Here is a 12,967-nt window from a genome sequence, read left to right as displayed (position 1 = left end):
GGATATGTACACAAGAATTGCAGCATGAAAGTTGAGCTCAGCCCCGCAGCATTTCCTTCGGCACGTACTTGCCAATCTCGAACTTGCCAATCGCAGCCCGGTGTACCTCATCCGGGCCGTCGGCCAGGCGTAGCGTGCGCTGCATGGCGTACATGTACGCCAGCGGAAAGTCGTTGGACACCCCTGCACCGCCATGAATCTGGATTGCCCGGTCAATCACCCTCAACGCCACGTTCGGCGCCACCACCTTGATCTGGGCGATTTCGCTTTTCGCGACCTTATTACCTACCGTGTCCATCATGTAGGCCGCCTTCAACGTCAGCAGGCGCGCCATATCAATCTCCATCCGCGAGTCGGCAATCTTGTCGACATTGCCGCCCAACCGCGCCAGCGGCCGCCCGAAAGCCTCCCGGCTGATTGCTCGTTTACACATCAACTCCAGCGCACGTTCAGCCATGCCTATCGAGCGCATGCAGTGATGGATACGCCCCGGTCCTAGCCGCCCCTGGGCGATTTCAAAGCCGCGCCCTTCCCCGAGCAGCACGTTCTCATAAGGCACCCGAACATTTTCGAAGACGACTTCAGCGTGCCCATGAGGCGCATCGTCGTAACCGAATACGGGTAACGGACGGACAATTTTCAAGCCGGGCGTGTCGGTCGGTACAAGGATCATCGAATGCTGCTGATGACGAGGCCCATCGGGATTGCTCAGGCCCATGAAGATCAGAATCTTGCAGCGCGGATCGCAGGCACCCGACGTCCACCACTTGCGCCCGTTGATGACCCATTCATCACCCTGGCGCTCAGCAAGAGCGGCCATATTGGTGGCATCCGACGAGGCAACATCAGGCTCGGTCATGGCGAAGGCCGAGCGAATCTCCCCGCGCAGCAACGGTTCCAGCCACTGTTTTTTCTGCGCCTCGCTTGCATAGCGCACCAGCACTTCCATGTTGCCGGTATCAGGCGCCGAACAATTGAAAGGCTCCGGCCCCAGCAATGAACGCCCCATGATCTCTGCCAATGGCGCGTACTCCAGATTGGTCAGACCGGCCCCCAGCTCAGACTCAGGCAGGAATAGATTCCACAAACCCTCGGCTTTGGCCCTGCTTTTGAGCTCTTCCATGATCGCCGTAGGCTGCCAACGGTCGCCCTCAGCCACTTGCTGCTCAAATATGGGCTCAGCGGGATAAACGTGGTTATCCATGAACGCCGCGACGCGCTCGCGCAATTCCTGAACCTTCGGGGAGTAGGCAAAATCCATGGGCAACTACCTTCTGAGTGAGGTTTGTAAGGTCATGTGACGATGCTAGGCCGCCCACCAACATTTATCTAATCTATTCTCCGCGTGTATAAACATTCATAACCGATATATGATCGGGCCACGCTCCGCCAAGGCAGCGACACAACAAGAACAACACAAGAGGCGCACGGCATGAACCTGAGCAAGGTCGATCTCAACCTTTTCATTGTCTTTGACGCGATCTACACAGAAGCCAACCTGACCCGCGCCGGACAAATCGTCGGCATCACTCAGCCCGCGGTATCCAATGCGCTGGCCCGCCTTCGCGAAACCTTCAACGATCCGCTGTTCGTCCGCACCGCCCAAGGCATGGTGCCCACGCCGATGGCCCAGAACATCATCGGTCCGGTGCGCAACGCGCTGTCGCTATTGAGAGTCTCGGTGCAGGAAAGCCGGATTTTCAACCCGTTGCAGGCCGTAAAAAACTACCGGATCAGCATGACTGACCTGACTGAAGCAGTGATCCTGCCCGCCTTGTTTCAGCGTCTGCGCCGCCAGGCACCGCAGGTGACCATCGAAAGCTTCTTGTCGAAGCGTCGGGAGATGACCAAAGAACTGGCTGCCGGTCGCCTTGATTTCGCCGTGGATGCACCGCTCAACACTGACCCGCAGGTGCGGCACGTCAAGCTGATGGCTGATAAATACGTCTGCGCCATGCGCCAGGGTCACCCTTTGGCGGGCAAGGAAGCGTTCAAGCTGGATGACTACCTGTCGTCGTCGCACATTCATATTTCCAGCCGTCGCAGCGGGCTCGGTTATGTCGACCTGGCGTTGGGGAAAATGGGCATCCAGCGCAAAGTGGCCCTGCGCTCACAGCATTACCTGATGGCTTCACAAGTACTGCAACAGACCGACATGGTCATGACCGTGCCGGAACGCTTCGCCAAACGTCATGAGCTGCGCTACTTCCCGCTGCCGGTAAGTGACGTTCCGGCGGTGGAAACGCACCTGTACTGGCATGAAAGCACCGACCAGGACCCGGCAAATCGCTGGATGCGCGAGCAGATCATCGAGCTGTGTCAGCAGGTCACGGCGCATGAGAACAAGCTAGAGATGGCTTGAATATCAGACTGTAATCATCTGTTATTTAAACGCTTTTTAATCATAGACGCCGATCTTCTGTGGCAGCGGTGCTTGCCCGCGATGCATGAGACGCGGTTGCAAGGCACACCGCGTTATCGTTTATCGCGGACAAGCCCGGCTCACACAGAAATACATTCCAAGCCATGGAGCTGAGTAAGCCCTGCAGTATTTGCTGCTTGACGTATACGTAAAGGGAACCTTAGGTTAAGCCTCTGTTTTCCCGCCGAGCGCGTACATGACCAGCCAAACCTACAGCATCTCCGACCTCGCCCGCGAGCTGGACATCACCACCCGGGCGATTCGCTTTTACGAAGAACAAGGCATGCTAGCCCCCGAAAGACGTGGCCTGGAGCGTATCTACTCGGCCAGAGACAAAGTCACTCTCAAGCTCATTCTGCGTGGCAAGCGCATCGGTTTTTCCTTGGCCGAATGCAGAGAACTGATCGAGCTGTACGACCCTACCGGCGGCAACCACAAACAACTGCAGACCATGCTCGGCAAAATCAGCGAACGTCGCATTCAGCTGGAACAGCAACTGCTGGATATCCAGCACATGCAACTGGAGCTGGATACCGCTGAAGAACGCTGCAAGCTGGAGCTGAGTAAAACAATAAAAATCAAATAATTGCAGAATTATTCTCGAGTCATTTGAGAAGGAGTCAGACATGCCATTACCTGAAAAAGTGCGCCTGGTAGAGGTGGGACCTCGCGACGGATTGCAGAACGAATCGCGGCCTGTCAGCGTCACGGACAAAGTAAAACTGGTGGATGAGCTATCAGCGACCGGACTGACCTACATCGAAGTCGGTAGTTTTGTGTCACCCAAGTGGGTACCGCAAATGGCGGGCTCGGCAGAAGTCTTCGCCGGCATTCAGCGCAATGACAAGGTGACCTACGCCGCACTGACCCCAAACTATCGCGGCTTTGAAGATGCCCTCGCCGCTGGCGTCAGAGAAGTTGCCGTGTTTGCCTCTGCGTCCGAAACCTTCTCGCAACGCAACATCAACTGTTCAATCAGTGAAAGCCTGGAACGCTTCGCCCCGATCATGGAAGCCGCACGCTTGCACGGCATGCAGGTCCGCGGCTATGTCTCCTGCGTATTGGGCTGTCCATATGAAGGCGTAATCGCGCCCGCGCAAGTCGCAGCAGTCGCCAATGAGCTGCTTGGCATGGGCTGCTACGAAATATCCCTCGGCGATACCATTGGTGTCGGCACTCCTGATAAAACCCGTGAGCTGTTCGATGTCGTCGCGGGGCGCATCGCCCGGGGCAAACTCGCCGGGCATTTTCACGACACCTACGGCCAGGCCTTGGCCAACATCTATGCCAGCCTGCTGGAAGGTATCCACGTATTCGACAGCTCCGTAGCCGGGCTGGGCGGCTGCCCCTACGCCAAAGGTGCGAGTGGCAACGTTGCCAGCGAGGATGTGCTCTACCTGCTTGATGGGCTGGGGATCGAAACCGGAGTCAATCTGAACCGGCTGATCAATGCCGGGCAAGGCATCTGCGACGCCCTTGGCAAGGTCAACGGCTCGAAGGTCGCCAAGGCACGCCTGTCGGCATAAGGTGCGACATGATGTCACAGAGTGTTACCCTGACCTCAGTACGCAGGAAAAAACGGGTAACACGGAAACAGTCGCCAAGGATTTTCACTCAATCCAAAGCGCCCAAATTCCTCCATACCCCTGATTTCAAAGGCCTTTAAAAAACTGGCACGCCTCCTGCTATATCTTCAGTACAACAAAAATAACAATGCGCAGTAACCCAATAAAAACAAGACGAATCGGCTCTGACATAACAAGAACAACACGGACAGAGGCGCAGCTAACAGATTTTTTTGGAGTGGATAGCTTTTCTGAGGACCTTGAAGAAGACCCTCGCAGCCGGACAGAGAACAACAAAACTACCCTGAGGTAGCTCCAGACCTGGTTGGATCAACACGATAAAAGCCGCATCAGCGCTCAAAAAAATACGTTTGCTCTTGATCCCCAATGGGATCGCTTAAAAACAGCGACAAGGGTACGGCCACCAAAAACAACAACAGGCCGCCCAACAACAAAAAAGAGCATCGAAAATACCTTGAAGGGGAGCCCAGGCTCCCCTTCGTGCTTTCTGGGATTTGGTGAGGGCGGCCACTGGGCCGTATCCATTGAAGCGCGAGATGCTCTTCACATATCCGTTTCCGCGTGAAGGCTGATATTGGTTGCGCTTTTACAGCGCCTCACTTTTGAAAGGAGCCCAAAAGTAAGCAAAAGGCTCTTGCCCCACCACTGGGTCCCTCGCTGTCGCTCGGCATACCCGTAATCCGACATTGCTGCGTGGGGCCGCCGCCACCGGCCATCCATGGCCTGAGGCGGCTAAACCGGCATCCCTGCCGGTTCACCCCACGCAGCAATATCGAATTCCGGCCGGCGTGGTTTAACGGGGCGCTCAGATCAAGAGCAGATCAAGAGCGTGTTTCAGCCAAAACTTAGGCTGCGGGTATACCGGCCTCTTCGCGAATGAATTCGCACAGGTTCTGTGCGATGTCGTGGGATCGGCTTTATCCGGGAAGAGGCCGCTACAGGCGCTGGAATTTCTCGTCCGAAATACCGCCTTCCCGGCTTTAGCCGGTCCCGCGTAGCAATTCACCTTGCAGGCAACATAGAGCCTCACACAGGGATCCTGTGTTTACCGGGCAATCGGGCGTCGATAACGCGGCTACGACTCGGTGGGGCCTAATCCCCCACCGGCAGCCGCTTCAGCACCTCAATCACCTCATTCGCCGCATTGGACAACAACGACCCCGGCCGGGCGATAACACTGATACTGCGCTCCACCTGCACCGGCAACCGGACACATTCGAACAAACGACCATCGTCCGGAACCAGTCGACTGGGCAAAATCGTCATACATTGCCCCTTCCCGACCAGATCCAGCAACGTCGCCACACAACTCAACTCCCCACGATGACTAAGGCGCACCTGAGCGGCTGCCAACTCCCCATGCAACCGCTCCACACCCGCATGACGCCAGGACACATACCTCACGCCCTCGCACAACTCGTGAAACGGCCGCGGAGTCAGCAAACGGCTTCGGGCAGCGACCAACACATAAGCATCCGACCAGCGCACATGCTCAACGTGATACTCATCAAGCGTCGTCGTGGGCAGGATCAGAATATCCGCCAACTCCCGTCGCAACACATCCAGCGTCGGATGCTGCTCGCTGCCATGCTCCACATTCAAATGCACCCCCGGATGCAGCCGGGTCATCGCCTCTACGCATGCCGCCAGAGACGTCTCGTCCATATGGCTACAGTAATGAACCGTGACACTGCCGCTGAGCTGACTTTTTTTAGCTGCTCAAGCGTCGCCAACAGACTGTCCAGCGTACGGCTGATGACCTGACCCTCCGGCGTCAGGACGCACCCGGCCCGGCTGCGGATGAAAAGCCGCTTGTTGAAATAGTCTTCCACTTCCTTGATGGCGTAACTGATGTTCGATTGACTGCAACCCAGAATCGCAGCGGCTTCCGAAAACGAGCCATGGGAAGCAACGGTCTGGACGATTTTGAAGAAGTGGGTATTCATTTTTCTTGCACTCTGTAAGCGTTGAAGGCTCTGGACTGCGCGTTGAGGAGATAGTGGCGTGCAACAAACCTGCTATGCCAGCTTGTTACAGAAAAAGGCGGGGATAGAAAATGCAGGAACTGCCCCGGTGTACATGGCACCGCGCTATCGCGCAGCAAATACGGACATGTAGGAGTGAGCTTGCTCGCGATTCGGTTTCGTGACCGCCGGATTTATCGGCTGAGCTGACGTTATCGCGAGCAAGCTCACTCCTACAGGGGGGCACTTGAACTCAGTGATTCATGTGTCTTGTTTGACAGGAAAACTCTAAGCAAGGATGGATCTGGCCGACCCTGTCGACCCTGTCGACCAGATGCCCAACGCAATCAGATCAATCGTTCTCGGTCCAGTCGAAATCCAGTTGCAATGCAGTACGCTCGGCAAGCTCTCGGCTGTGCAGGCGCTCCACCAGGTGCAGGCTCATGTCGATGCCGGCAGAAATCCCCGCCGAGGTCACGAAAGCGCCCTCGTCTACCCAACGCAACGTGCTAAGCACATCGACCGACGGAAACATCTCTTTAAGGTCATCAATGTCTTCCCAGTGCGTGGTCACTTGCTTACCGGCCAGCTTGCCGGTCTTGACCAGCAGAAAGGCACCGGTGCAGACTGCCGCCACCACGCGCTCCGGTACGGACTGGCCGCTGATCCAGTGGATCACGTCAGCCTTTTCCAGCTCGGCATTGACCACACCGCCCGGCACGATCAGGCAATCCATCACCGGGTGGTCATCGATGGAGAAATCGGGATCGACTTTCAGCCCGGCACGGGCGCGGATCGGGTCGAGGGTACGGCCGATGGTGAATACGTTGAACAACGCCCGGTCATCGCGGCTTTTACGCAAGTGCATGCGCGTCGCGGTGGTGAAGACTTCGTAAGGACCTGCGAAATCGAGAACTTCGACGTCGTCGTAGACGTAGATACCGATGTTGATAGACACGAACGTACTCCTGGATCGCACCGGCGACCGCTGGCAAATGTTTAGGCAACCGCCTGATTTCAGGGCTTCAGGTTAACCAGTACATTTGCACCGGACTACTGGCGGAAATGCCAATATCCGGTAACATCGTGCCATGAAAAATCATCTTGTCGTCGCGCTCATCTACAACCAGCTGTGCACCTTCGAATTCGGCTGCACGGTTGAAGTATTCGCCCTGAAAAGACCCGAGCTGGGTGTGACCTGGTATGAGTTCGCCACCTTCCCGGTGGATGAAGGGCAGATCACGGCGGCAGGCGGCATTACCATCGTGCCGACGCCCGGCGAAGTGTTGCTGGAGAACGCCGATACCATCATCGTGCCAGGCTGGCGCGGGGTCGAATCCGAGGTTCCTCCCAAGCTGATCGCTCAGTTGCAGGCGGCGCATGCTCGTGGCGCACGTATCTGCTCGATCTGTACCGGTGCATTTGTCCTGGCGGCGGCGGGTTTGCTCGAAGGCAAGCGTGTCACGACTCACTGGCGCTATACCGATCTGCTGGCCAGCATGTACCCGGAGCTGACCATCCAGCCCAACGAGCTGTATGTCGATCAGGGCCAGATCGTTACCGCTGCAGGTTCTGCGGCAGGCCTGGACATGATGTTGCACCTGGTGCGTAACGATCACGGCGCGAAAGTGGCAAACATGGTCGCGCAGCGCATGGTCATCCCGCCCCACCGCGAAGGCGGTCAATCGCAATACGCCTCGCGCCAGCTGGTCTCTGCCAGCGAAGGCCCGATATCAAAGCTCATGGACTGGATCCGCAGCGATCTGCAACGCCAGCACAGTATCAAGGACATGGCGGATCACGCAGCCGTCAGCACCCGCACGCTGCATCGCAGTTTCATGGAAAGCACCGGTTTGACCCCCAACGACTGGCTGCTGGGCGAGCGCATTGCCTACGCGAAGGAATTGCTCGAGTCGTCGAACATGCGTCTGACTGAAGTCGTGGAGGTGGCCGGGTTCGGTTCCGAAGAGTCTTTTCGTCGCCACTTCCGCAACATCGTCGGCGTCAGCCCCAGCAGCTACCGTAAGCAATTCACCAGGGCTTGATGGCTCGCTGCGAGTAAATCGCTTCGATCAGCGCGTCAGGAAATGCTCCCCAGGCACCCGCTACCGCAGTGTTGGTCATCGTCACCAGACTGATCGCGGCTTGCGGGTCGACCCAATAATGGCAACCGTAAATCCCGCACCACGACCAGCTTCCGGCCCCCTGTAACTGCCGGGCCTGCTGCGGATCGGTCAACAGCATGGGCCCGAGGCCAAACTTCCAGCCCGGCCCCCTGCCCTCGATCTGCACTTCGCCAATCGCATTACTTAACAGGCTGGACGTGGCAGCCTCGGTTAATAACGGCGCGCCGCCGAGCCGCAAGCATTCCAGCAAACGCATGTAGTCATCAGCGCTGCCGATCATCCCGGCCCCGGCCGATGGCCAGGCGTGTGGATCACCGCTGCGACAAGCCGATACGCTGGCTCGACCTGTTTCCAGACGCAGCTCATCAGTGCCGTTGATCAATACCGGCAGACAGGCGTCGTCCTTATAGGCACACGCCAGGGTTTGCCGATCGCCCTCCTGAAACCCGGTAGCGCTCATCCCCAGCGGCCCGGTGACCCAATGCTCAATGGCCTCAGGCAACGTCATGCCTGTCGCACGCTGAATAACCACACCCAGCACGTCGGTGGCGATTGAATACCGCCACGTACCGCCTGGTTTGAACAGCAAAGGAATACTCGCCAGCCGTCGCAGGTTTTCAGCCTGATCGAAAGCGACGAGGTCCAGCCCGTCGCTGACTCCGGCCTGCTCATAGGCATTTCCCGGGGGCAACTCGAAACCGTAGGCCAGCCCCGACGTGTGGGACAGCAGATGGCGTAGCGTGATAATCGGCATCGAGCCGTCCGCCAGTTTTGGCGTGAAGTCCGGCAGCCAGCGGGTCACTGCATCATCAATGCTCAACAGGCCATGCTCCTGTAAGCACAGGATGCAGACCGAAGTTATCAGCTTCGTCAGCGACGCCAGCCTGAAACGCTCATCGCGAGTGATAGGCCTCAGAGCCTCACGATCCGCCCAACCCCGGGCGCAGGCACAACGAAGCTCGCCCGCCTGCGCCAGCAGCAACACGCCACCGACAATCCGGCCCTCATCAACGACGCCATGCCAGACGTCGTCAATGCGCTTGATCGTTGCTTCATCGACAATCACCGGCCTCGCACCGCATTGCAGAAAATCTGCGTGTACATCTCAGCCGAATGGCGGATCGGATTGGTGTGCGAGCAGCCATCGGCAAAGGCCATCTGCCCCACCAGCGCGGCGTCACGCTCGTCGATACCCAACGCGCCAAGGGTATGGGGAATACCGATTTGCTCACGCAGCGTCAGCAGCCAATCCATCACCCCGTTAACGCCCGGCCGGGTCAAACCCAGCGCCACCGCCAATTCATCCATCTGCGGCCCCAGCACCGATTGATTCGCTTGCAACACGTAGGGCATCAGGATTGCGTTGAGCAACCCGTGATGATGGTCGTACAGGGCGCCCAGCGTCTGAGCAATCGCATGCACACCGCCCAGCCCACGCTGAAAGGCAGCCGCGCCCAGGCTGGAAGCGACGAGCATTTCCTGCCGGGCCTGAAGGTCGCTGCCATCGGCGACCGCGCGGGGCAGGAACTGCTTGATCATCTGCATGCCCTTCACCGCGACGGCTTCCGCCATGGGGTGATACACCAGCGAGCAGTAGGCTTCCATGCAGTGGGTCAAGGCATCGACACCGGTTGCTGCGGTCAGGTCAGCGGGCAAGCCGAGTGTCAGGTTGGCATCGAGAATGGCCACTCGCGGCATCATCCGGATGTGCAGGATGGTGCGTTTGACCCTTGCCTGTTCGTCCGTGAGCACCGAGGCCCGGCCGACTTCCGAGCCTGTCCCGGCCGTGGTAGGCAAGGCGATAATCGGAGCGATGCCATCAGGATCAGCGCGCCGATGGTTTTCGCCGATGTCCTCAAAGTCCCACAGCGGGCGAGTCTGACCGGACATCAACGCGATGGCCTTGGCCGCATCCAGCGCCGAACCGCCCCCAAAGGCAATTACCCCGTCATGACCGCCTGCTTTGTAGGCTTGCAGCCCTTCGGCGACGTTGGTCCCGGTCGGGTTGCCTTTGACCTGATCGAAAAGACCGCAGATGCCAAGCGCCTTCCGGCAGTCGGCCAGCGCACTCTGGATCATTTCGGTACCGCCGAGGAAACGGTCAGTCACCAACAGTGGCCGACGAATACCGCTGGCTTCGCAGGCACTGGCCAATTCCCGAACGCGCCCCGGCCCTACCCGGATTGAAGTTGGGTAGTGCCAATCATTGTTTTGCATGGTGTTCATCCTTGTTCAAATCAATAAGAGCTGCCCCGTGCCCCTGACACCGCACTGTCGCGCAGCAAACACAGTTCCGTGTGGGAGCGGTGCTTGCCCGCGATAAGGGCGACGCGGTCTGAAGGGTAAATCGCGGTGCTCTTATCGCGGGCAAGCACCGCTCCCACAAAAATCGCACCTATTCAGTGATTCATGATTTGTTTGATAGGGGGTTGCGCAGGTTGCGGATCAGGCAGGCCACAACCCGATCAACAAGCGCAGGCCAAACGCAACCATGAACACACCCGTAGTGAGGTCGATGGCCTTTTTCATGCGCTGGTAACGCGCCTGCACGGCGGGAATGGAAAACAGGGTGGCGAGCAACACAAACCAGGAGATGGCCAGCACGGCAATGATCGAAACGCCGGCAGTGCGCACCCACATTGGCAAGCCTGGAGTCGACACGGTGGTGAACACGCTGGTGTAGAACGCCAATGCCTTGGGATTGGTCATGTTGGTCAGCAGACCGAAGCGGTACGCCCGCCCCAGGCTGCCAATACCCAGTTCGCCGATGTTGCGCGGTTTGGGTTGCGCCCCGGCATTGCGCAGGCTTTTGCTGCCCAGCCAGATCAGGTAGGCGCCTCCCAGCAACTGCAAAGCGGGTTGCGCCCAGGGCAGTTGCTGGAACATCAGCCCCAGCCCCGTGCAGGCCAGCAATGCCCAGATGATGCTGCCCGACGCGACGCCTAGCCCGGCGCAGATGCCCTGCTGCCGGGACTGGCTGATGGACAACTGGGTGATGACCAGAAAGTTCGGGCCGGGGCTGATGATCAGCACGATAAAAGCGCCGGCGAGCGCGGTCAGCAAAGTGATCTCGACCATGGAGATAATCCTTTTTCAGTGATGGGACAGAGGTGGATGCTTCGGGTTAATACACCGCCAGGTTCTCGACCTCGGCGTACAGCGCAGCAAGGCATGCCTGCACCGCAATCCGTGCCTGCAACGGCGCTTTGCAGGCTGGATCCGGCGTTGGCACGTAATGGTTGTAAAAGGTGCTGCCTTCGACGCAGGGTCCAAGCACCCATAGGCGCTGGTGCGTTGAACCGTCACGACGTAACGCCCGGCTTTGGGCATCAACCGCGATACCGTCAGCCGGGTATGGATGCGCGGCCCTGATCAGCCCCTGTGCCAGCATGTCGTTGATCAAGGGCGAACGGCTCTGGCTCAGGCCGCTATGGGGGTTGCGGGCATTGATCAGTTCGTCGATTTCAATAGCGTGGATGCTGTCAGGTGCTAAAGGCGTGACCACGCCTGCATCCAGCAGCGCCAGCAAATCTTCGTACCGTTCTTTCTGCGGCCCACCGACCAGCCGATTGCCAAGGCCCGCCCATGCGCCGAAGAACTCAAGGGTCGAGCGATCATTGAGGCCGTCATGATCGGCGGTCAGGCGCAACAGGTCTCGGCAATCACGCCAGACCTCCAGCGCTTGTGTGAGCGGGCTGGCATCAACACCCAGGCAGCCGCGCGCCAGATCGCAGGCAATCCACTGCCGAAACCATTGCGGGTAGTGCTGCGGATCACCTCGCCAACCGCGAATGCTCAGATAGTCCTGCGGCTCGAACGGGCCAAACTCCTCAACCAATGCCGCAAAAACATCCCGCAGCGCTTTGGCTTCATTCGCGCTTTGCAGTGATTGGCTAATGCGCTCCAGTTGCCCAGGTTGTTGCAGGCGCACCTTCGCCAGATAGAAAACGGCGCGCATCTCGTCTTCGATCAGCGGCAAAATCTGTTCAGCGAAATCCAGTCGGCCTTCTGTACTGTGTTTGCGCAGTTCGACAATGGCCTGCGCCGTGAAGAACAACCGTTGCGTCACCGAAGCGGACGGCCTGCCTTGCGGCCGGCAATGAAATGGCAGGCCCGAACGGGAAAACAGATAAATCTGCGGCTCCCGCCCCGAAGGCTGATAACGCCAGGCGCTCTGGCTGTCGCCACGAACGAAACGGCCACCGCGACCTTCGGTCAGGTGAGCGATTTGATCCATGGCGCTCAAGCCAAGGCCTTCAATCGCTACGCATTTAGCATCGCAACTTGCCTCCGGTTGAGGCGCATGTCCGGTGGTTAGAAACACTGCCTCGGCTTCAAGGTGCAGTCCGTCAGCGGTATCCAGGTGAAAGCCTTGATCGTCAGGATTCGGGCGACAGCCAATGACACGGTCGCGACGATGTTTGACCTGCACATGCGCCGGACAAAGCGTCAGCAGATACCGATAGCAATCGCGCAGGTAACGGCCGAGCAGCTTGCGCGGCACAAAGTCAGCAAACTCGATGGCCCGCCCGCGCCCGCTGACGCTTACGTGACCGCGTTCATCCAGACGCAGCCCCTTGGCGGTGCACCATTGCAGGAAGGTCAGGCCCGGCGCTTCATCAGGCTCCGAGGCCGGGTACGCCGATGAAAACCCGGACAACTGGCCCGCCATGGTGTTGAGCATCAGGTAGTCAGGCTGTTCCGGCAGATGCAGACCACTGCCGGGCACTTGTGGATCGAACAGATCGATCAGCAGCGGCGTGTGCGGATCCCGTCGGGCCGCTCCGATCAGCTGCTCCAGCACGCTGAGGCCGCGAGAGCCCATGCCGATGATGGCAATGCGTTGAGCGTCGATGAACATTGGCATGG

General features: G+C 58.5%; 12 protein-coding genes and 1 pseudogene. 4 read left to right on the top strand and 9 right to left on the bottom strand.

Annotated features, from left to right (window positions below):
* Positions 1-37: 37 nt before the first annotated feature.
* Positions 38-1,261 (bottom strand): acyl-CoA dehydrogenase, encoded by a 1,224-nt coding sequence (locus K3169_RS14720; RefSeq protein WP_263272151.1) that lies wholly within the window; start codon positions 1,259-1,261, stop codon positions 38-40.
* A 171-nt stretch (positions 1,262-1,432) separates the two neighbouring features.
* Here K3169_RS14720 and K3169_RS14715 point away from each other — a divergent pair, with 171 nt between their 5' ends.
* From K3169_RS14715 to K3169_RS14705, 3 genes are all read left to right on the top strand, one after another.
* A complete protein-coding gene (locus K3169_RS14715; protein ID WP_255878507.1) occupies positions 1,433-2,362 on the top strand; it encodes a LysR family transcriptional regulator in 930 nt (309 codons plus the stop codon).
* Between the two features lie 256 nt (positions 2,363-2,618).
* A complete protein-coding gene (locus tag K3169_RS14710; protein ID WP_027899355.1) occupies positions 2,619-3,008 on the top strand; it encodes a MerR family transcriptional regulator in 390 nt (129 codons plus the stop codon).
* Between the two features lie 40 nt (positions 3,009-3,048).
* Positions 3,049-3,948 carry a hydroxymethylglutaryl-CoA lyase gene (locus K3169_RS14705; protein ID WP_263272150.1) on the top strand — a complete coding sequence of 300 codons (900 nt, stop codon included), beginning with the start codon at positions 3,049-3,051 and terminating at the stop codon, positions 3,946-3,948.
* 259 nt (positions 3,949-4,207) lie between these two features.
* Here K3169_RS14705 and K3169_RS29610 read toward each other — a convergent pair.
* The 4 genes and pseudogenes from K3169_RS29610 to K3169_RS14690 form a co-directional block, all read right to left on the bottom strand.
* Positions 4,208-4,452: pseudogene (locus K3169_RS29610) on the bottom strand (hypothetical protein).
* A gap of 648 nt (positions 4,453-5,100) precedes the next feature.
* Positions 5,101-5,673: a LysR family transcriptional regulator substrate-binding protein gene (locus K3169_RS14700; RefSeq protein WP_263272148.1), complete on the bottom strand. Its 573-nt coding sequence runs from the start codon at positions 5,671-5,673 to the stop codon at positions 5,101-5,103.
* Complete coding sequence (locus K3169_RS14695) at positions 5,643-5,954, bottom strand: LysR family transcriptional regulator (protein WP_231667441.1); 312 nt, start codon at positions 5,952-5,954, stop codon at positions 5,643-5,645. Before K3169_RS14695 ends, K3169_RS14700 begins: the two co-directional genes overlap by 31 nt.
* Positions 5,955-6,324: 370 nt before the next feature.
* Positions 6,325-6,930 carry a DJ-1/PfpI family protein gene (locus tag K3169_RS14690; protein ID WP_027902354.1) on the bottom strand — a complete coding sequence of 202 codons (606 nt, stop codon included), beginning with the start codon at positions 6,928-6,930 and terminating at the stop codon, positions 6,325-6,327.
* 133 nt (positions 6,931-7,063) lie between these two features.
* On the opposite strand from K3169_RS14690, the gene ftrA reads away from it, so the two are divergent.
* Positions 7,064-8,017, top strand: a complete 954-nt coding sequence (ftrA, locus tag K3169_RS14685; protein ID WP_027902353.1) for a transcriptional regulator FtrA — start codon at positions 7,064-7,066, stop codon at positions 8,015-8,017.
* Here the strand turns inward: ftrA and K3169_RS14680 are convergent.
* The 4 genes from K3169_RS14680 to K3169_RS14665 all read right to left on the bottom strand — a co-directional run bounded on the left by K3169_RS14680 (position 8,004) and on the right by K3169_RS14665 (position 12,959).
* The gene (locus K3169_RS14680) at positions 8,004-9,164 is read right to left on the bottom strand and encodes a serine hydrolase domain-containing protein (protein ID WP_263272146.1); all 1,161 of its coding nucleotides are present in this window, start codon (positions 9,162-9,164) and stop codon (positions 8,004-8,006) included. The two genes, ftrA and K3169_RS14680, sit on opposite strands and share 14 nt — an antisense overlap.
* A complete protein-coding gene (locus K3169_RS14675) occupies positions 9,161-10,315 on the bottom strand; it encodes an iron-containing alcohol dehydrogenase (RefSeq protein WP_263272144.1) in 1,155 nt (384 codons plus the stop codon). The genes K3169_RS14680 and K3169_RS14675 overlap by 4 nt, the downstream gene beginning before the upstream one ends.
* Positions 10,316-10,543: 228 nt before the next feature.
* Positions 10,544-11,176, bottom strand: a complete 633-nt coding sequence (locus K3169_RS14670; protein WP_263272142.1) for a LysE family transporter — start codon at positions 11,174-11,176, stop codon at positions 10,544-10,546.
* Between the two features lie 46 nt (positions 11,177-11,222).
* The gene (locus K3169_RS14665) at positions 11,223-12,959 is read right to left on the bottom strand and encodes an FAD/NAD(P)-binding protein (protein WP_263272292.1); all 1,737 of its coding nucleotides are present in this window, start codon (positions 12,957-12,959) and stop codon (positions 11,223-11,225) included.
* Positions 12,960-12,967: the final 8 nt, after the last annotated feature.

This window comes from Pseudomonas phytophila (genome assembly GCF_025643095.1).
Classification (GTDB): Bacteria; Pseudomonadota; Gammaproteobacteria; order Pseudomonadales; family Pseudomonadaceae; genus Aquipseudomonas; species Aquipseudomonas quasicaspiana.
The sequence above is the reverse complement of the archived record's forward strand: the minus strand, read 5'-3'. Positions and strand labels throughout refer to the sequence as shown.

Bases quoted from the DNA above. Each gene is read 5' to 3' on its own strand.
- K3169_RS14720 (WP_263272151.1), bottom strand. From the start codon at position 1,261: ATGGATTTTGCCTACTCCCCGAAGGTTCAGGAATTGCGCGAGCGCGTC.
- K3169_RS14715 (WP_255878507.1), top strand. From the start codon at position 1,433: ATGAACCTGAGCAAGGTCGATCTCAACCTTTTCATTGTCTTTGACGCG.
- K3169_RS14710 (WP_027899355.1), top strand. From the start codon at position 2,619: ATGACCAGCCAAACCTACAGCATCTCCGACCTCGCCCGCGAGCTGGAC.
- K3169_RS14705 (WP_263272150.1), top strand. From the start codon at position 3,049: ATGCCATTACCTGAAAAAGTGCGCCTGGTAGAGGTGGGACCTCGCGAC.
- K3169_RS14700 (WP_263272148.1), bottom strand. From the start codon at position 5,673: ATGGACGAGACGTCTCTGGCGGCATGCGTAGAGGCGATGACCCGGCTG.
- K3169_RS14695 (WP_231667441.1), bottom strand. From the start codon at position 5,954: ATGAATACCCACTTCTTCAAAATCGTCCAGACCGTTGCTTCCCATGGC.
- ftrA (WP_027902353.1), top strand. From the start codon at position 7,064: ATGAAAAATCATCTTGTCGTCGCGCTCATCTACAACCAGCTGTGCACC.
- K3169_RS14675 (WP_263272144.1), bottom strand. From the start codon at position 10,315: ATGCAAAACAATGATTGGCACTACCCAACTTCAATCCGGGTAGGGCCG.
- K3169_RS14670 (WP_263272142.1), bottom strand. From the start codon at position 11,176: ATGGTCGAGATCACTTTGCTGACCGCGCTCGCCGGCGCTTTTATCGTG.
- K3169_RS14665 (WP_263272292.1), bottom strand. From the start codon at position 12,959: ATGTTCATCGACGCTCAACGCATTGCCATCATCGGCATGGGCTCTCGC.